The following is an 18,358-nucleotide window of genomic DNA, read 5'->3' as shown; positions in this document are numbered from 1 at the left end:
TTTTCCGGTTCAACGGTTTGCCCGCTGCGCGGGTTCCCTGCGCTTCTCGCGACATGTGGCGCGACCCCAAACTCGCTGCTCACAGCGTGAGCCGCTCAAACAGGGATCGCTTCATCCACCTGTCACTGCGATGCTCGGCTGCACCGACGAACCGGAAAACCCCGGCAAGCCAGCGCCTGAAACTTTGCGGCAGATTCTTCGCGCTCACTTACGTCATTCCGATATAAGCTGGAATCCACGTCCTGGTATTCAGTGAGTCCTGTTTGCATGTACTTCCGGAAACGATCCGAATTCGTCCTTCTCATGTCATTACGGGTACCTTACCCTTGCGGGTCAAGGCACCGCAATGACGGGAAGTCGCCGGTAAACCGCCCATTGGATAGCTCAGAATGCCCGTGGTTCCTTCAACAGGCAGGGTACGACCCTAAACGGTCATTCGGGATTTAACTAGAATTGCACACCTCCCAAGAAAATCGCATACAGACTTGCATGACCGACTTATGCGCGTTTGCCTTTCAAACTCCTTATAAGTACTCTGCTTTCAGGGGTCTAGAATAAGCCCCAGCAGTTCCGTAGTTCCCATCTGAAGTTTGTTACAACCATTGCCTGAGGTTGGGCTAAATCACGTCATTATGGAGGATGCATGAAAACACTAATGAATATAAACTCATATTTAGGAAAACTACTTACGATAGCGCTCTTAACAGCAATGCCGCTTATTTCGTTCGCAACACATGATCCGGAATTGGAGGCCCTTGAAGGTAGAGTTACAACGGCAGAAGGTGATATTGCAACGGCACAAAGTGATATTTCGGCGGCCGAAAGTAGGATTACGACGGCCGAAGGTGATATTGCGGCTATCGACAGTAGAATTACAACGCTACATACCCCAGTAATTAATGCTGATGCTGCTGTCGTACAGCTTCGCAAGGATTGCGGAACCCTCGATGACTGTTTTACATCTCTCGGCGTTCTCGATAACTGGATTCACTTCGTTAGACAGCCAAAGCCGAGTGTTAACTCGCCTTTACTGGTCGATATCGGGCCAGGTAATTTTATCGAACAAGGTGCTTTCTTTGAGTGCTGGGAGGTAGGACATATTACGTACAGAGGATCTGGGCGCGACAATACTATTATGCCGGAACTGTGGGGGCACGATTGTGATAATTTGTCTGTTCAGGATCTAAAGATCAAAGCAACACCGGGCGGTGCAAATGGAGACGTAACGGCTGGTGTCATTTGGAGTGGCGCTGGGAGCTCTTCTTACTCAAACGTGGAAGTATTGGCAGAGGGAATTGGTTCTATTTCAAGTGTTTTTGGTTGGTGGGATTATGGGGGTGCCGGTAACGGTCTCTGTGCACCGAAATCAAACCGGCCGATTCACTATTGGTTTGGCTCCAAAGTGACAGCAAAAGGCGGCGTGACTATTAAGGGTTTTCTAAACGAGTGTTTCAGCGAACACTGGTTTTATGGAGGCGAGATAAATGCTATTGCAACTGTTTCAGGGACAAGCACCAGCGTGGCAATAGAGCTCATTGACAGCGCGACAATGCAAGTATTTGGTTCGGCGGTACGTAGTATTACTGAAGTTGGGGCGACATTTGGCGGCGGTTGTTGCATCAACGGAGTTAAAGCAACGGCAAATAGTACGTTCCATATGCACGGCGGCATCATAAGTGCCATAGCGAATGGGTCAGCTAGTACTGATATTAGCGTATCGGGTATAGTAACCGTACAAGATGCGAAAGCTCATATCGTGGACACGGCATTCAATGTCGCCGCCTCGGGGAACGGTATTGCTAAAAGGGCCGCATCCACTTCAAGTAATCCGATCCAGTCACCGTTTCAATGGCCACAGAGTGATACGCCGCCTGATATAATTTCAGTTCAGGGCGCTGATACCTTTGTTGAAACCGACTGTGACAACGGTGGGAACTGTGATACTGGAACAGCCCCGCTCCATCCTCATATGATGGTATACGATAGCTCGTGTATTACTGCCGGACCTTGGTTCGACACAACAACAGGTAGGTGTAGAGGGGAGCCGGAGCCATAACTATAGACGGCGGCCTTCGGGTCGCCGTTTTGCATTACGCTAAAGGTCCGGTTGTGGCCGAAGACGGTCATTCACAGGGCATGCACCGAACAAGTTACGGGTGTGGCACTTTTTCACCGGCTTCGGTGCAGCCGAGCATCGCAGTGACAGGTGGAAGAAGCGATCCCTGTTTGAGTGGTTTCGCAGAAACCGCGAGTTTGGAATCGCGCCACCTGTCGCGAGAAGCGCAGGGAACCCGCGTAGCGGGCAAACCGTTGACGGTGAAAAAGTGCCTCACTCGTGACGATTTCAACCACCATTCACTGAAAGGAAGCTGCCAGTCAGGACAGTACTGGTGAGCTGATTACAAAATTCTCCACCCTTTCTTTCACCTTACCCAGCCAGACTTTCGTCGGCTGATAGGTGTCAATTTAGTCAAAACTCTGTCGCACGAAAATTAAGCATCTATAACCAACTGTAAATAATAGAAATATTGCAAACCGGTTTCGTGGCATACGTCTTGCTAATCCCGTAGTTGAAAGCATAAGGGGATTTGCAAATGGCTAAGGAAGACGATCTGGACCTTGATATCGACGGCGGCGATGAGAAGCCAAAATCGGGTTCAAAGAAGATGATTATCATAATCGCACTGGTGGTCGTGCTGTTGAGTGTATCGGCAGCAGCAACACTGGTGTTGACCGGCGTACTTGGCGGCGACGATGAGGCTGTCGCAGAGGAAACCGACAGTAAGGACAAGCCAGCAAAGGGTGCCGAAAAGAAAGCCAAGGGTAAGAAAAAGGAACCCAAAGCGCCATTGAGTTATGTCCCGCTGGATCCGCCCTTTGTTGTGAACTTCAGTGGTGATACGGACGTACGTTTTTTGCAGATAACGGTTGAAGCCGGTACCCGCAACCCGGAGGTTGTAGAACAGATCAAGGAACATCGTCCGGCCATTCGTAATAACCTGGTGTTTTTGTTCAAGTCCCAGGACCCTGTTGCGCTCGATACCCGCGAAGGCATGGAAAAACTTCGCCAGGAAACACTTGTCGCGGTTCAGGAAGTGCTGAAAGCCGAAACCGGCGAACCGGGTGTCGAGAATGTCTACTTCACCAGCTTTGTCATGCAATAAGGCGATCCCACATTGAATGATCTTCTCTCACAGGATGAAATTGATGCGCTGTTACACGGTGTGTCCGGCGGCGACGTAGAAACTGAATCAGACGAGGAATTGCCGGAAGGCGAAGTCCGCGGTTACGACTTTGCCAGCCAGGACCGCATTGTTCGCGGTCGTATGCCGACGCTGGAGATGATTAACGAGCGTTTCGCCCGTTACTTCCGCATCAGTCTGTTCAATATGTTACGCCGTGCCGGCGAGATTTCTGTATCAGGCGTACAAATGCTCAAGTTTGCCGAGTATGTGCACAGCCTGTTCGTGCCAACCAGCCTTAACCTTGTCAAGGTGCAGCCACTGCGAGGTACAGCACTGTTCGTGCTGGAACCCAAGCTGGTATTTGCGCTGGTTGATAATTTCTTTGGCGGTGGCGGTCGTTTCCACACCAAGATCGAGGGGCGTGAGTTTACGCCTACTGAGTTGCGCGTTATCAATATGGTGCTGGAGATCGCTTTCAAGGACCTGATGCAGGCATGGAAGCCGGTCATGGAACTCGGTTTTGAATACCAGAGTTCTGAAGTCAATCCGCATTTTGCCAATATCGTCAGCCCGACAGAAGTTGTTGTAGTCAATACTTTCCGCATTGAGCTTGAGGGAGGTGGCGGTGATCTTCACGTCACAATGCCGTATTCGATGGTGGAGCCGATTCGTGATTTGCTCGATGCAGGCGTACAGAGTGACAGTTCTGACCGTGATGAACGCTGGATGCGGTCAATCCGTGAGGAAATGAAGGAAGCGAGAGTCGAATTAAGCTCGACGCTCCTGGAAACCTCGCTGTCACTACGCGAGATCAACGGTTTGCAGGCCGGCGATGTGATACCGGTAGATTTGCCTGAGCTGGTGATGCTGGAAGCAGAGGAAACACCGGTATTTCGTGGAACGTACGGCAACCATAACGGTAGCCGGGCTATCAAGATTGTTAAAAAAATTATCCCTGATCGGATCGATTAGTGGAAGTGGCAGCAGGAGAGGCCAATGAGTGAAGAAAACGAAAGCCAGGAAACAGAGCCCACAGATGACTGGGATGACGCCATGGCGGAACAGGCTGTAGCCGAAGCCGGGGGTGGCGAGGATACAGCAGCGGCCGAGTTCGAAAACCTCGAGGATACCTCGGGTGGGCCAGCCGGTAATGAAGCCAATATGGATGTCATCCTCGACATTCCGGTCACCATCTCCATGGAGATTGGTCGTACGCACATCAGTATCCGGAATCTGTTACAGCTGAACCAGGGTTCAGTAGTAGAGCTGGACAGACTGGCAGGCGAACCGATGGATGTTCTGGTCAACGGCACACTGGTTGCGCATGGTGAAGTTGTTGTCGTCAACGAAAAATTCGGTATCCGTCTGACGGATGTCATCAGCCCCGCCGAGCGGGTCAAGAAGTTAAAGTAGGATTCCAGTACATGTTTCAGACCATGCAGTGCAGGGTGCTTGTGTTTGCAGGAATGCTGGTAACGGCATCAGCGCATGCCGTCGAGGAAGCCGGCAATCCATCTTCTCCAGCTTCGGGTGCAAACCCGATGGCCGTAAGCAACCTCTGGCAGTTGACGCTGGGCATGGTTGCAGTGCTTGCTCTCATGCTGGGCCTGGCGTGGATACTGAAGCGCACCGGAAAGTTCCAGATGGCGGCAGGTGGCAGCCTGAAAATTCTTGGCGGTCTGTCAATGGGTACACGCGAACGTGTGGTCCTGCTGCAGGTCGGCGATACACAGTTGCTGGTTGGTGTGGCACCTGGCCGCGTACAAACCCTGCATGTGCTCGACCAGCCGCTGGACGCACAGGATCAACCGGCCGGTGGCGGTTTTGCAGATCAACTTGGACGCATGATGGGCAAGGCCGGTTCAAAATGAAGACTCGTATTATAGTGTTGCTTTCCCTGTTTATGGTTATCCCTTCACTGGCCTCTGCCGCACCAGGCTTCGCTGCCCTGACCGTCGAGCCGTCCGGCAGTGGTGGCGAGACCTATTCCGTTACCCTGCAGGTGCTGGCATTCATGACAGCGCTCAGCTTGTTGCCTGCAGCACTGATGATGATGACCTCGTTTGTCCGTATTCTCATTGTGCTTGGCATTCTGCGACAGGCACTGGGCACACAGTCATCACCGTCCAACCAGGTATTGATCGGGCTGGCCCTGTTTCTCAGCCTGTTCATCATGATGCCGGTATTCGACAATATCTACGATGATGCTGTCGGCCCTTACCTGGAAGAACAGATTCCGGCCGAGGAGGCATTGCAGAAGGCAGCCGTCCCTTTGCGTGGATTCATGCTCGCCCAGACGCGTGACGAGGATCTCATGCTGTTTTCGGATATTTCACGCAGCGGGGAGTTTGAAACACCAGACGATGTACCGTTTACGCTGTTGATGCCCGCCTTTGTAACCAGCGAGTTGAAGACAGCCTTTCAGATCGGTTTCCTGGTGCTGATTCCATTCCTGGTTATCGACCTGGTTGTGGCAACCCTGCTCATGTCCATGGGCATGATGATGTTGTCACCGATGATCATTTCCCTTCCGTTCAAGATCATGCTGTTTGTCCTTATAGATGGCTGGTCACTGATTATGGGCACGCTGGCGGCGAGTTTCGTCGTCTGACCCGGAGCATAAAGTCATGACACCGGAAACCGTTATCGAAGTCGGTACCCAGACAATGATAATTACAGCGTCGCTGGCAGCGCCGCTGTTGCTGTCAGCGCTGGTAGTGGGCCTGTTGGTCGGGATGATCCAGGCGGCCACACAGATCAACGAAATGACACTGACATTTGTTCCCAAGCTGGCCGTTGTTGTGCTGGTATTGTTATTTGCCGGTCCGTCCATGCTCAGCGCACTACTCGATTTTGCTACCGGCATTATCGAGAGTATCCCTAGCAGAATAGGCTGAGCAGGATTGATCTGATGCTGTTCACCACTGCGGACATAACTTCCTGGATCGGCACCTTCTTCTGGCCCTTTGTCCGCATTGCGGCAATGCTTGCGATTGCGCCGATTTTTGGCGCGAAAATGGTTCCGGTACGTGCCCGGCTGGTCATCGCGTTACTGATGACCTGGATCATTATTCCCCTGATACCGCCGATACCGGCAGCAGATCCCCTGTCAGCCTCCGGCGTGCTGGTCACAATCCAGCAGATGCTTATCGGTATGGCGATCGGTTTCAGCCTGCAACTGGTGTTCGCAACGCTGGTTATCGCCGGGCAGACCATTGCCATGGGTATGGGACTGGGTTTTGCGCAGATGGTTGACCCACAGAACGGCATCAATGTACCGGTTATCGGTCAGTATTTTGTTGTGATTGCCACATTATTATTCCTTGCATTGAACGGTCACCTGGCGCTGATTCGCATTCTGGCGGACAGTTTCCAGTCACTTCCGATTGGTACGGACAGTCTGACGCGTGAAGAATTCCGAAATGTGGCGGAATGGGGAACACGTATGTTTGCCGACGCCATGATGGTGGCACTGCCGGCAGTCGCTTCCATTCTGCTGGTCAATCTTTCATTTGGTGTGGTCAGTCGTTCTGCGCCACAGCTCAATGTTTTCGGTGTCGGTTTCCCGGTTACCCTGACGCTCGGCTTCATTGTGCTGGTGTTTGCCATTTCCAACCTGTTGCCGCAAATGCAACATCTGCTTGACGGCGCGTTTGGCGCGGCCAGCAGTTTCGGAAGCGGAGGGCGCTAGCATGGCCGAGAATGAAGACGGTCAGGAAAAAACAGAAGAAGCGACCCCCAAACGACAGGAGGAGGCGCGCGAGAAGGGCCAGGTTCCCCGCTCCAAGGAACTGACCACTATGGCGATGTTGCTCATTGCCTCTTTTGCATTACTCATGCTGGGTGAAAGCATGATCACACAGCTTGGTAATATCATGAGCCTGGGGCTTGATTTTGAGCGTGAAAAGGCATTCGACCATTGGGCCATGCTGGAAGTCCTCCAGGAAGGTATTTACCAGGGTATTTCATTGTTGTTGCCATTTATGCTGGTTATGGTGATCACGTCAATCGCAGCTCCAGCGGCTCTGGGCGGATGGAATTTCAGCACCAAGGCGCTTGAATTCAAGTTCGACAAACTCAACCCGTTGTCGGGTCTGAAACGAATTTTCGCCGTGCGCGGGCTGGTTGAACTGGTCAAGGCGCTGGCCAAATTTATCCTGATCGGCAGCGTGGGCGCATGGTTGCTGATGGGGTACTTCCCGGAACTGATGGGCCTGGGCCGTGAATCGGTAGAACATGCATTGGCACATACCGGGCAGATCCTTTCCCATTCATTTATCGTACTCAGTGCATCGCTGCTGGTGATCGCAGGTATCGATGTACCGTTCCAGCTATGGGAACACTCCAGAAATCTCAAGATGACCCGCCAGGAACTCAAGGACGAGAACAAGAATACAGAAGGCAAGCCCGAGGTAAAATCTCGCATACGCAGTATGCAGCGTGAGATTGCACAGCGCCGCATGATGTCGGAAGTTCCCAAAGCGGATGTCATCATCACCAACCCGACGCACTACGCTATTGCCTTGCGCTATGACGCAAAAACCATGGCCGCGCCACTTGTTGTGGCCAAAGGTGTTGAGCTGGTGGCCAGCCAGATCCGAACCGTGGCTGTGGCCAACAAGGTGCCGTTGTTCGAGGCGCCTCCGCTGGCTCGAGCGCTTTATTACAGTACTGAAATTGACCAGGAAGTCCCCGCCGGCCTGTATCTCGCCGTCGCACAGATTCTTGCCTACGTTTTCCAGTTAAAGGCCAGTGTACACGGTGCACCCGTACCCGACCGTCCCGGCGACATTCCGGTACCGGAGGATTACTTCCAGGGGCCCGGGCATGAAAAGCCTGCAGACGGTGATGAACAGCATCCCGACTCAACAACACAAGGTGATTAAGCATGGCAACTGAAGCAGCCACTCTCAACTTACGGGATATTGGACGCAATGGACTCGGTGCGCCGATTTTGCTGGTCATGATGCTGGCAATGGTGATTGTACCGCTGCCACCGATTGCGCTGGACATGTTCTTCACCTTCAACATCACACTTTCGCTGGCCATCCTGATGGTAACGGTTTATGCCTTGCGCCCCCTGGACTTCGGTGTATTTCCGACAGTACTGCTGGTGACCACGCTGCTGAGGCTGGCGCTTAACGTGGCCTCGACCCGCGTGGTTCTGCTTAATGGCCATACCGGTACCGGCGCGGCCGGCAAGGTTATCGAGTCGTTTGGTGACTTTGTGGTTGGCGGTAACTATGCCGTCGGCCTGGTCGTATTCTCGATCCTGGTGATTATTAACTTTGTGGTGGTCACCAAGGGTGCCGGGCGTGTCTCGGAAGTCAGCGCCAGATTCACGCTCGATGCCATGCCAGGCAAACAGATGGCCATTGATGCCGACCTCAATGCCGGCCTGATCACCCAGGACGATGCGCGTAGCCGGCGTGAGGATGTCACGCGTGAGGCAGACTTTTACGGTGCAATGGATGGCGCATCCAAGTTTGTACGCGGTGATGCTATTGCAGGCATCCTGATCCTGTTCATAAATATCATCGGCGGGCTGGCTATCGGTACATTGCAGTTTGATATGCCGGTTGCAGATGCACTGCGCAATTACACACTGCTGACTATCGGTGACGGTCTGGTCGCACAGATTCCGTCACTGGTTCTGTCCTCGGCAACTGCAATCATCGTGACCCGGGTTTCGAGTGAAACAAAAATGTCCGACCAGGTTATGAGTCAGTTGTTCGGTAACCCGATGGTACTGGCAGTGGTGGGGGGCATCATGGGCTTTATGGGTCTTATTCCGGGGATGCCAAACTTTGCCTTCCTGACGCTTGGTGTAGCAGCCGGTGCGGGCGCTTATTATACCTGGAAGCGTCAGCAGCAGGAACTGCTGCCCGCCGTGCAGGAGCCCGTTGAACAGGAAATACCGACGGAAGCTCGCGACCTTAGCTGGGAGGATGTTGGCCCTGTTGACATCATCGGTCTTGAAGTGGGTTACCGGTTGATCCCGCTGGTTGATCGTTCCCAGGGCGGGCAGATGATGGATCGCATCAAGGGCGTTCGCAAGAAACTGTCACAGGAACTGGGTTTCCTGGTTCAGCCTGTACACATCCGTGACAACCTTGAGCTGGCACCAAATGCTTACCGCATTCTGTTGATGGGTGTGCCGGTTGGTGAAGCGGAGATCTACCCGGATCATGAACTGGCGATCAACCCGGGCCGTGTGTTTGGTACCTTGCAGGGTATAGAGACCCGCGACCCGGCATTTGGTCTCGAGGCCGTCTGGATTTCTCCCGCTGAACGCGACAATGCAACAACACTGGGCTACACCGTGGTCGACGCCAGTACTGTGGTGGCCACGCACCTCAGTGAGTTGTTGCAGAGCCACGCCCACGAACTGATTGGTCACGAGGAAGTGCAGCAGTTGCTCGACGTCCTCGCGAAAAATGCACCCAAGCTGGTCGAAGACCTGGTACCTAAAACCCTGTCGATCGGTATTGTACTTAAGGTACTGCAGAATCTTCTGGAAGAGCGTATTCCCGTCAAGGATATGCGCACCATTGCGGAAACATTGGCCGAAGCTGGCGCCAGAAGTCAAGATCCCGGCGCTTTGACGGCGGCTGTGCGTGTTTCACTTGGCCGATCAATCGTCCAGCATATCAATGGGATGGGGCCTGAGATTGAAGTCATTACGCTGGATCCATCTCTGGAACAGATATTGCAATCCTCAATTCAGGCCATCTCGGAAGGCGGCGCCGGAATTGAACCCGGCCTGGCCGAAAGGATGCACCAGTCACTGGCGGAAAGTGCGCAGCGGCAGGAGGCAGCGGGCAAGCCTGCCATCCTGCTGGTGACACCGGCAATACGGGCCTGGTTGGCACGACTGGTCAGACACAGTATCCCGATGCTGAACGTGCTGGCCTACAACGAGATACCGGACAACAAACAGATAAAGGTTGTTGCCAATATCGGAACCGATGCACCGAGTCTCGGTGTTCAGGCGGGGTAAAACGGCAGCATGAAGAAGGATACCAGGTACGTGAACACAGACCGCTTGGCGACACACATTGACGAGGTGCAGGTATGAAGGTGAAGCGATTTTTTGCACCGGACATGCGCCAGGCTATCCGCCTGGTACGTGAAGAGCAGGGACCTGATGCAGTCATTCTTTCCAATCGCCAGGTAGACGGTGGTATCGAAATCATTGCCTCGGTCGACTACGACGAGGCATGGTTGGAGCGTGAAACCACCGGCTCCACGCAACCTGAGGAATCATCGGCGCAGGATAATGTTGCAGAACCTGCAGAAGTACACAGGGCAACCGAAACCTACACACGAAATGCCCAACCTGAAGCACAAGAAACAGCCTTGCCATCACCATCTGTCGACTGGTCACAGGACCCTTCCATTGTCGCCATGCGTGACGAGATTCGTCAGCTCCGTGGTTTGCTGGAAGATCAGCTGGCACACCTGGCGTGGGGCGATATGAAGCGTCGCGAGCCCTTGCATGCCGATGTCATACGGCGTCTCAGCAGCATGGAAATCAACAGCCGGCTGGTCGAGCGGATTTCTGCCCCTGCCGTACATGCGCGGGACGAAGCACACGCCTGGAAACTGGCCATGGCGGAACTGGCGGCCAATGTGCCGGTTGCAGGAGAAGATTTTCTTGATCAGGGCGGTATTGTCGCACTGGTCGGTTCGACCGGGGTCGGTAAAACAACCAGCATCGCCAAACTGGCGGCGCGCTATGTACTCCGTCACGGCCAGCGCCATGTGGCGTTGGTAACCACCGACAGCTATCGTATCGGCGCACACGAGCAACTGATGACCTACGGACGCCTGCTGGGCATACCGGTTCAGGTTGCATCCGATCATAACGAACTGCGCTCCACACTCAACAGCCTGTCAGACAAGCGCCTGGTGCTGATCGACACGGCAGGGATGAGCCAGCGCGATGTGCGCCTGACAGAACAGTTCGCCACACTGGCTGACACCGGTCTGCCAATCCGTACCCTGCTGGTTCTTTCCGCGACGGTTCATCCGTCGGTAATGGAAGAAACCATTCGCGCCTTTTCCGGTGTACCGCTGGACGGTGCAATTCTTACCAAACTTGACGAGGCTGCCAGTCTTGGCGGTGTGCTTTCTGCAGTCATCGAACAGCAGATCCCGTTGCGTTTTGTCGCCAATGGCCAGCGTGTTCCGGAAGATATTCAGGTTGCCCGTGTCAGTGAACTGATACAGCAGGCGACAGATCTTGCATCTGAACGTGGACTTCCTGCGGAATCGATGATGGCAGAAACTTTTGGAGGGTGCCGGGCAAATGTTCATGTCTGAAATGCGAGTTGATCAGGCAGCCGGGCTACGACGTATGGCACAACCGAATCCAGTAAGAGTAATTGCAGTGACCAGTGGCAAGGGTGGCGTGGGAAAGACCAATGTTTCGGTCAACCTGGCTGTCGCACTGGCCGACACCGGCAAGCAGGTCATGGTGCTCGACGCCGACCTCAGCCTTGCCAATATCGATGTATTGCTGGGATTGCATCCGGACAAGAATCTTTCTCATGTCATCGATGGCGAACGCTCGCTTGAAGAAGTCATTATTACCGGTCCATCGGGAATCATGGTGGTTCCGGCATCGTCCGGCGTGAAACGTCTGGCAGAGCTTTCTGTCATGGAAAATGCCGGCCTGATCAGGGCCTTCAGTGAGTTGACCCATGATGTCGACACACTGATTATCGATACCGCTGCAGGAATCAATGAAAGTGTGACCAGTTTCAGTCGTGCCGCCCAGGAGGTAGTAGTGGTGGTGTGCGACGAACCCGCATCAATAACAGACGCCTATGCGCTCATCAAGGTGTTGAATGTCGAATACGGCATTCAGCGTTTCCGGGTGCTTGCAAATCAGGCCCACAGTGCCCAGGAGGGAAGGGAATTGTTTAACAAGATATCACGGGTTACCGATCGTTACCTCGATGTAACGCTGGAGTTTATGGGGGTTGTTCCCCACGACGACTATCTGAAGAAGGCAGTGCGCAAGCAGCGCGCAGTCGTGCAGGCTTATCCGCGCAGCCGTTCTTCGATGGCTTTCAAGAACCTCGCACAGAAAACCGATAAATGGCCTGTGCCGAGTGCGGCTGGTGGACATCTTGAGTTTTTTGTGGAACGTCTTATTCAGTCGCACAACGGACACATGGAGATGCCGGTATGAATGGAGCTGCTATGTACGTCACTACCCCCGATCCTGACAGTGATGACCTGGTCACCAAGCATGCTGCCCTGGTCAAACGTATTGCCTACCACCTGATGAGTCGTTTGCCGCCCAGCGTGCAGGCAGATGACCTGATACAGGCAGGGATGATTGGTTTGCTCGAGGCATCGAGAAATTATGATGCCACACAGGGCGCCAGTTTTGAGACATATGCCGGTATTCGAATTCGCGGATCAATGCTGGATGAAATCCGTCGTACTGACTGGACACCGCGTTCGGTACACCGCAAGGCAAGACAGGTCGCCGAGGCGGTTCGCGAGATCGAAAACCAGGAAGGTCGTGATGCAAGGGATGTCGAGGTTGCCGAGAAACTGGGCATCGAACTGAAAGACTATCACCGCATCCTCCAGGATGCGACAGGCTGCAGGGTTTTCAGTATCGATGATGCGGGTATCAATGGCGAGGAATCACCACAGCAGGCATCGGGTGAGCCTCGTAATGAGCCACTCGACTGCCTGCATAATTCCGACTTCAAGGCTGCACTGGCCCATTCAATTTCGGGCTTGCCGGAGCGGGAACGCCTGGTTATGGCCATGTACTACGACGAAGAACTCAACTTGCGGGAGATTGGCGAAGTGCTCGGTGTCAGTGAATCCCGCGTTTGCCAGATACATGGCCAGGCACTGATCCGTTTGAGAGCAAGAATGGGAGAATGGACGGGCAAGTGATGGTCAGGATATACCGGCACATGCCGAAACAGCACATGGTTAACAGCGCAAGACGGGAGAAGACCCTTGGACAATGACATGAAAATTCTCATCGTGGACGATTTTTCCACGATGCGGCGCATCATTAAAAACCTGTTGCGCGACCTTGGGTTCAACAATACGCAGGAAGCCGATGACGGAAATACTGCATTGCCAATGTTGCAGAACGGGAATTTCGATTTCCTGGTTACTGACTGGAATATGCCGGGAATGTCAGGAATCGATCTGCTGAAGGCGGTGCGATCAGACGAAAAGCTGGCGCCGTTGCCGGTGCTTATGGTGACGGCTGAATCCAAGCGCGAGCAGATTATCGAGGCTGCACAGGCCGGGGTAAACGGTTACGTGGTCAAACCGTTTACCGCTGTAACACTTAAAGAGAAAATCGACAAGATCTTTGAACGTCTCGAAGCAACGGCAGGGTGATTGTATGGAGGCCGTGATCGAAGTCGAAACTGAATCCCTGCTTGACAATGCCCGTGCACTGGTTGCCGAGCTGGAATCCGGTAACGAAGCTGGTGCGGAGAAACTGATCGAGCAACTGGGACGTATGCGGGAGCAGAGCCTGTTCCAGGAGCTTGGCAAGATGACTCGCCAGCTACACGAATCCATTAACAGTTTTGTGCTGGATGACCGTATGCAGTCTCTGGCCAGGTCAGATATTCCTGACGCCAAGGCTCGCCTGAACCACGTTATAGAAATGACCGAGAGCTCTGCTAACCGTACCCTGGGGGCTGTAGAAAGCACCTTGCCGGTGTCAGAAGCTCTCAAGTCACGTGCCAACGCATTGCATGAAAAATGGGACCGTTTTCGTAACAAGGAAATGGATGTTGACGAGTTCCGGGCCATGAGCAGGGAAATCGATGAGTTCCTTACAATTACAACAGAGAGTACTGAAACCATTCATAGCGGCTTGTCCGACATTATGATGGCGCAGGACTTCCAGGATCTCACCGGTCAGATACTCAGCAGGGTAATCACATTGGTCCAGGAGGTCGAGGATAATCTGGTGGATCTTGTCAGGCTGTCAGGTGGCATCGAGCATGTTGAAAAGACAGAAGGGAAACCTGCCGTCAATACCGGTGAGGCTGATGACATGATGCAAGGTGTTGGTCCTGCGGTACCTGGTGTGGAGGCCGATGGTGAATCTGTATCCGGCCAGGATGAAGTCGATGATTTATTGTCCAGCCTGGGCTTTTGAGGGAACAACATAATGAGTCTTGATACCGATGATGAGATTCTGCAGGACTTTCTGGTCGAAGCGGGCGAGATACTTGAACGGCTCAACGAGGAACTGGTTGAACTGGAGCAGAGTCCGGACGATATGGAGATGCTCAATGGCGTATTTCGCAGCTTCCATACGATTAAAGGCGGTGCCAGTTTCCTGAGTCTGGATGGACTGGTGGACGTGTGTCACCGTGCTGAAGATGTATTTAACATCCTGCGCAATGGTGAACGCTCAGTCGATGGCGACCTGATGGATACTGTCCTCCAGGTACTGGACGTGGTTAACAATATGTTTGCCGAGGTGCAGGGTGGCGAGATGCCGACCCCGGCAGAAGCCTCATTATTGAATGCGCTGGAAAAACTTGCAGTGCCGGAAGCTACCGCACCGCCGGAGCCGGATGTATCGTCAGCACCTGATTCGGGGGCTACAGGAGTGTCCACTGAAATTCAGGGTGATGAGGTTGATAGCGATTTTGAGGCCATGCTGGACCAGGCCGGGAGCGCAATACCCACCGGGCAGAAAGCCTCTGTTGTTGGTGGTGATGATATTACAGAAGATGAATTCGAGGCGTTACTGGACCAGTTACATGGTGATGGCAAGGGGCCAGTGGCACACAATAATACAGATAATGAGATAGTGGCTGCACCTGCAAGTGGAAAGAGTACGCCTGCAGCCAGTGACGATATCACAGAAGATGAATTCGATGCGCTGCTGGACCAGTTGCACGGTGAAGGAAAGGGTCCGGCAATGGCCGCCGAAAAAGCGGACGTAAGTGAGCCGTCAACGAAGACAGAGCCGGAACCTCAAGTCACGGAAAAGAAAGCGGCACCGGAAAAGACCAAAGCCAAACCCGCTGTTGCGTCAGCCAGCAAGACGGAAACATCTGTACGTGTAGATACCAGTCGTCTCGACGAGATTATGAATATGGTCGGTGAGCTGGTATTGGCGAGAAACCGTCTGTCCAACCTCAAGGAATCGCTTGCCAATGAAGATGTTTCCATGGCAATTGCGAACCTGGACGTTGTTACAGCGGATTTGCAGAATGCTGTCATGAAGACACGTATGCAGCCAATCAAGAAAGTATTTGGCCGTTTCCCGCGCGTGGTCCGTGATCTTGCCCGCAGCCTCGACAAGGAAGTGAATCTCGAAATGCAGGGCGAAGAGACAGACCTGGACAAGAACCTGGTCGAGGCCCTGGCAGACCCTCTGGTCCACCTGGTGCGCAATGCTGTTGATCATGGTATTGAAACACCGGATGAACGGGAAGCAAAAGGCAAGCCCCGGCAGGGGACAGTTGTACTTGCTGCAGAGCAGGAAGGCGATCATATCCTGTTGTCCATAGACGATGATGGAAAAGGTATGGATGCGGATGTGTTGCGACGCAAGGCTGTCGAGAAGGGCATGATGGATGCTGATTCGGCTGCCCGACTGGATGACAGAGAGTGCTTTAACCTTATCTTTGCGGCAGGTTTCTCAACCAAGGATCAAATTTCTGATGTGTCCGGGCGCGGAGTGGGTATGGATGTTGTCAAGACCCGTATAGGACAGCTCAATGGTAGCGTAGAGGTCGATTCCGAGCCTGGTAAGGGAAGCCGTTTGACTATACGCGTGCCATTGACGCTGGCGATCATGCCGACTCTGATGGTCAAGCTCGGTGAGCAGCCGTTTGCTTTACCGCTTGGCAGCGTAAGTGAAATATTCGATCTCGATACGGAACGCACCAATATTGTGGATGGTCAACTGGTTGTGATGGTACGGGACAAGGCGCTGCCGCTTTTCTATTTACGTGACTGGCTGGTTACCGGCAGTGGTGTATCACAGGAAGATACTGTTAATCACGTAGTGGTCGTTCATGTCGGCAGCCGCAAGGTTGGTTTTGTTGTCGAACAATTGGTCGGTCAGGAAGAGGTGGTTATCAAACCCCTGGGTGCATTCTTGCAGGGTCTTGCCGGGTTTGCCGGTGCAACAATTACCGGTGATGGTCGCATCGCGTTGATACTCGATGTGCCCAGCTTGATGAAAGCGTATTCAAGCCACATGTAGAAAGGAATGAGGTGTGAACTGCTATTTCCGGGAATGCAGACCAGTTTTGCCTCAGGTTGTTTCTATCAATAACAGATATGTGCCGATCGGTGCAGGATTCAAGGGACGGAGTCCATGGTAACGCGTGTATTGGTTGTCGATGATTCGGGTTTTTTTCGCCGGCGCATCGTTGAAATACTGGAAGCAGATCCCGGGCTGAAAGTTATCGGCACGGCAGCCAATGGCCAGGAGGCCATTGATCAGGTTGCTGTGTTGAAACCCGACGTCATCACGATGGATATCGAAATGCCTGTCATGGATGGCATTACTGCTGTTCGTCATATCATGCAATCAAACCCCTTACCCATTCTGATGTTTTCTTCACTGACGCACGATGGTGCGCGAGCCACGCTTGATGCACTTGAGGCGGGCGCGGTGGATTTCCTGCCCAAGCGTTTTGAGGATATCGCCAAGGACAGGGAAGAGGCCAGGATGCTCCTGTGCAGGCGTATTCGTGATGTTGTTAAACCGGCTTCGGGCAGCATAAGAGCACGGCCGGCAAAGCGTATTACTTCTGCCCTGCCCGTTACGCGGGTGCGGGCACCCGTCGCTAAAAAAAGAGACGACTACCGGATTGTAGCCATTGCCAGCTCAACCGGTGGCCCTGTGGCGCTTGCCCAGGTGTTGAGCCGGTTGCCGGCCAGTTTCAATCTGCCGCTTGTTGTGGTCCAGCATATGCCCGCAAGTTTTACGCCGGCATTTGCTGCACGGCTTGACCAGCAGTGTGCCATCAAGGTCAAGGAAGCTGAAGATGGCGACATCGTTCGTGGGGGCCAGGTACTGCTTGCTCCAGGGGGGCGGCAAATGACATTGAAACAACAGGCGGGTGAAGTCCGCGTCGTTATTTCGGACGGTGATGCGTCACTGCATTACAAACCCTGCGCAGATGTGACATTCGATTCTGTAGCTTCCGTATTCGGCGGAAGGGTGCTTGCAGTCGTACTGACCGGCATGGGTGCAGATGGTCGTGAGGGTGTGCGTACTCTCAAGGCGCAGGGTTCTACTGTCTGGAGTCAGGATGAAGAAACCAGTGTCATCTATGGTATGCCGATGGCAGTTGCAGAGGCCGGGCTGAGTGACCAGGTGATGGCATTACGTGATATCGGCCCCGGTATTGCACAGGCAACAGGGGCCTGACGTATGGATATCCTGACGATCACCGGTATCCTGCTTGCGTTGTTCGCCATACTGGGTGGCAATGTGCTGGAAGGCGGGCATATGTCTTCACTGGTGCAGCTGACAGCATTCGTCATTGTTGCCGGCGGCACGCTGGGTGCGGTTATGGTGCAGACACCGATACGTACCTTTGTGCGTGCTATGAAAATATCTTCGTGGGTGGTATTCCCGGTGAAACTGCAGCCGGAAGAGGCTGCGGAAAAAATTGTCAACTGGAGCAATATTGCACGCCGCGAAGGTCTGCTGGGTCTGGAGGCAATCGCTGAGGAAGAACCGGACGAGTTTGCCCGCAAGGGATTGCAGTTGCTGGTCGATGGCAGTGAGCCGGAAGTTATCCGTTCGATTCTTGAAGTGGAAATCGACAGTAAGGAACACCAGGATACGCAGGCAGCAAAAGTTTTCGATGGACTGGGCGGCTATAGTCCGACTATCGGCATCATCGGGGCCGTCATGGGTCTGATACATGTGATGAACAACCTGGCAGACCCCTCCAAGCTGGGAAGCGGGATCGCGACAGCTTTTGTTGCCACCATTTACGGAGTCGGATTCGCCAACCTGCTTTTTCTTCCCATGGCGAACAAACTGAAGAGCCAGGTCCATGCCCAGAGCCAGTTCCGGGAGATGATAGTAGAGGGTGTGATATCGATTGCTGAAGGGGAGAATCCGCGCAATATTGAAACCAAATTACAGGGGTACTATCTGTAGCGGCTTGTTGACACAAGAC

General features: G+C 53.4%; 19 protein-coding genes. 18 read left to right on the top strand and 1 reads right to left on the bottom strand.

All coding sequences use genetic code 11. From position 1 onward, the window contains the following. Positions 1-79: 79 nt before the first annotated feature. Positions 80-208 carry a hypothetical protein gene (locus DFR30_RS14675; RefSeq protein ID WP_279386904.1) on the bottom strand — a complete coding sequence of 43 codons (129 nt, stop codon included), beginning with the start codon at positions 206-208 and terminating at the stop codon, positions 80-82. 435 nt (positions 209-643) lie between these two features. On the opposite strand from DFR30_RS14675, the gene DFR30_RS10450 reads away from it, so the two are divergent. The 18 genes from DFR30_RS10450 to DFR30_RS10365 all read left to right on the top strand — a co-directional run bounded on the left by DFR30_RS10450 (position 644) and on the right by DFR30_RS10365 (position 18,339). Continuing rightward, a complete protein-coding gene (locus DFR30_RS10450) occupies positions 644-2,056 on the top strand; it encodes a coiled-coil domain-containing protein (protein ID WP_132972990.1) in 1,413 nt (470 codons plus the stop codon). A gap of 538 nt (positions 2,057-2,594) precedes the next feature. Further along, on the top strand, positions 2,595-3,164 hold the full coding sequence (locus DFR30_RS10445; RefSeq protein ID WP_132972988.1) for a flagellar basal body-associated FliL family protein: 570 nt from the start codon (positions 2,595-2,597) through the stop codon (positions 3,162-3,164). A gap of 12 nt (positions 3,165-3,176) precedes the next feature. Next, positions 3,177-4,157 carry a flagellar motor switch protein FliM gene (gene fliM, locus DFR30_RS10440; RefSeq protein ID WP_132972986.1) on the top strand — a complete coding sequence of 327 codons (981 nt, stop codon included), beginning with the start codon at positions 3,177-3,179 and terminating at the stop codon, positions 4,155-4,157. A 24-nt stretch (positions 4,158-4,181) separates the two neighbouring features. Further along, positions 4,182-4,598, top strand: a complete 417-nt coding sequence (fliN, locus tag DFR30_RS10435) for a flagellar motor switch protein FliN (RefSeq protein ID WP_132972984.1) — start codon at positions 4,182-4,184, stop codon at positions 4,596-4,598. 11 nt (positions 4,599-4,609) lie between these two features. Continuing rightward, positions 4,610-5,056, top strand: a complete 447-nt coding sequence (gene fliO, locus DFR30_RS10430; RefSeq protein WP_132972982.1) for a flagellar biosynthetic protein FliO — start codon at positions 4,610-4,612, stop codon at positions 5,054-5,056. Continuing rightward, positions 5,053-5,796, top strand: a complete 744-nt coding sequence (fliP, locus tag DFR30_RS10425) for a flagellar type III secretion system pore protein FliP (RefSeq protein ID WP_132972980.1) — start codon at positions 5,053-5,055, stop codon at positions 5,794-5,796. Before fliO ends, fliP begins: the two co-directional genes overlap by 4 nt. A 16-nt stretch (positions 5,797-5,812) precedes the next feature. After that, positions 5,813-6,082, top strand: coding sequence for a flagellar biosynthesis protein FliQ (gene fliQ / locus DFR30_RS10420; protein ID WP_132972978.1), 270 nt, complete (start codon positions 5,813-5,815; stop codon positions 6,080-6,082). A 14-nt stretch (positions 6,083-6,096) separates the two neighbouring features. After that, positions 6,097-6,876 (top strand): flagellar biosynthetic protein FliR, encoded by a 780-nt coding sequence (gene fliR / locus DFR30_RS10415; protein WP_132972976.1) that lies wholly within the window; start codon positions 6,097-6,099, stop codon positions 6,874-6,876. 1 nt (position 6,877) lies between these two features. After that, on the top strand, positions 6,878-8,071 hold the full coding sequence (gene flhB / locus DFR30_RS10410) for a flagellar biosynthesis protein FlhB (protein WP_132972974.1): 1,194 nt from the start codon (positions 6,878-6,880) through the stop codon (positions 8,069-8,071). Between the two features lie 2 nt (positions 8,072-8,073). Beyond that, positions 8,074-10,185, top strand: a complete 2,112-nt coding sequence (gene flhA / locus DFR30_RS10405; RefSeq protein WP_132972972.1) for a flagellar biosynthesis protein FlhA — start codon at positions 8,074-8,076, stop codon at positions 10,183-10,185. Between the two features lie 74 nt (positions 10,186-10,259). Further along, complete coding sequence (gene flhF, locus DFR30_RS10400; RefSeq protein ID WP_132972970.1) at positions 10,260-11,510, top strand: flagellar biosynthesis GTPase FlhF; 1,251 nt, start codon at positions 10,260-10,262, stop codon at positions 11,508-11,510. Next, entirely contained in the window at positions 11,497-12,384 is an 888-nt protein-coding gene (locus DFR30_RS10395) for a MinD/ParA family protein (RefSeq protein ID WP_207891875.1), read from the top strand. The genes flhF and DFR30_RS10395 overlap by 14 nt, the downstream gene beginning before the upstream one ends. Continuing rightward, complete coding sequence (locus DFR30_RS10390) at positions 12,381-13,112, top strand: RNA polymerase sigma factor FliA (protein WP_132972966.1); 732 nt, start codon at positions 12,381-12,383, stop codon at positions 13,110-13,112. Before DFR30_RS10395 ends, DFR30_RS10390 begins: the two co-directional genes overlap by 4 nt. Before the next feature lie 78 nt (positions 13,113-13,190). Continuing rightward, complete coding sequence (gene cheY / locus DFR30_RS10385; RefSeq protein WP_207891959.1) at positions 13,191-13,574, top strand: chemotaxis response regulator CheY; 384 nt, start codon at positions 13,191-13,193, stop codon at positions 13,572-13,574. A 4-nt stretch (positions 13,575-13,578) separates the two neighbouring features. Further along, positions 13,579-14,349, top strand: a complete 771-nt coding sequence (locus DFR30_RS10380) for a protein phosphatase CheZ (RefSeq protein ID WP_132972962.1) — start codon at positions 13,579-13,581, stop codon at positions 14,347-14,349. Between the two features lie 12 nt (positions 14,350-14,361). Next, positions 14,362-16,419, top strand: a complete 2,058-nt coding sequence (locus DFR30_RS10375; RefSeq protein WP_132972960.1) for a chemotaxis protein CheA — start codon at positions 14,362-14,364, stop codon at positions 16,417-16,419. A 114-nt stretch (positions 16,420-16,533) separates the two neighbouring features. Further along, positions 16,534-17,595: a protein-glutamate methylesterase/protein-glutamine glutaminase gene (locus tag DFR30_RS10370; RefSeq protein WP_132972959.1), complete on the top strand. Its 1,062-nt coding sequence runs from the start codon at positions 16,534-16,536 to the stop codon at positions 17,593-17,595. Positions 17,596-17,598: 3 nt separating this feature from the next. Further along, positions 17,599-18,339 (top strand): flagellar motor protein, encoded by a 741-nt coding sequence (locus tag DFR30_RS10365; protein WP_132972957.1) that lies wholly within the window; start codon positions 17,599-17,601, stop codon positions 18,337-18,339. Positions 18,340-18,358: the final 19 nt, after the last annotated feature.

Source organism: Thiogranum longum, assembly GCF_004339085.1.
GTDB classification, from domain to species: Bacteria; Pseudomonadota; Gammaproteobacteria; order DSM-19610; family DSM-19610; genus Thiogranum; species Thiogranum longum.
The sequence above is the reverse complement of the archived record's forward strand: the minus strand, read 5'-3'. Positions and strand labels throughout refer to the sequence as shown.

Coding starts and splice junctions, on each gene's coding strand:
- DFR30_RS10380 (WP_132972962.1), top strand. CDS start 13,579: ATGGAGGCCGTGATCGAAGTCGAAACTGAATCCCTGCTTGACAATGCC.
- DFR30_RS10445 (WP_132972988.1), top strand. CDS start 2,595: ATGGCTAAGGAAGACGATCTGGACCTTGATATCGACGGCGGCGATGAG.
- flhA (WP_132972972.1), top strand. CDS start 8,074: ATGGCAACTGAAGCAGCCACTCTCAACTTACGGGATATTGGACGCAAT.
- flhB (WP_132972974.1), top strand. CDS start 6,878: ATGGCCGAGAATGAAGACGGTCAGGAAAAAACAGAAGAAGCGACCCCC.
- DFR30_RS10375 (WP_132972960.1), top strand. CDS start 14,362: ATGAGTCTTGATACCGATGATGAGATTCTGCAGGACTTTCTGGTCGAA.
- fliO (WP_132972982.1), top strand. CDS start 4,610: ATGTTTCAGACCATGCAGTGCAGGGTGCTTGTGTTTGCAGGAATGCTG.
- DFR30_RS10395 (WP_207891875.1), top strand. CDS start 11,497: ATGTTCATGTCTGAAATGCGAGTTGATCAGGCAGCCGGGCTACGACGT.
- DFR30_RS10450 (WP_132972990.1), top strand. CDS start 644: ATGAAAACACTAATGAATATAAACTCATATTTAGGAAAACTACTTACG.
- fliQ (WP_132972978.1), top strand. CDS start 5,813: ATGACACCGGAAACCGTTATCGAAGTCGGTACCCAGACAATGATAATT.
- fliR (WP_132972976.1), top strand. CDS start 6,097: ATGCTGTTCACCACTGCGGACATAACTTCCTGGATCGGCACCTTCTTC.
- DFR30_RS10390 (WP_132972966.1), top strand. CDS start 12,381: ATGAATGGAGCTGCTATGTACGTCACTACCCCCGATCCTGACAGTGAT.
- DFR30_RS10365 (WP_132972957.1), top strand. CDS start 17,599: ATGGATATCCTGACGATCACCGGTATCCTGCTTGCGTTGTTCGCCATA.
- flhF (WP_132972970.1), top strand. CDS start 10,260: ATGAAGGTGAAGCGATTTTTTGCACCGGACATGCGCCAGGCTATCCGC.
- fliP (WP_132972980.1), top strand. CDS start 5,053: ATGAAGACTCGTATTATAGTGTTGCTTTCCCTGTTTATGGTTATCCCT.
- cheY (WP_207891959.1), top strand. CDS start 13,191: ATGAAAATTCTCATCGTGGACGATTTTTCCACGATGCGGCGCATCATT.
- DFR30_RS10370 (WP_132972959.1), top strand. CDS start 16,534: ATGGTAACGCGTGTATTGGTTGTCGATGATTCGGGTTTTTTTCGCCGG.
- fliN (WP_132972984.1), top strand. CDS start 4,182: ATGAGTGAAGAAAACGAAAGCCAGGAAACAGAGCCCACAGATGACTGG.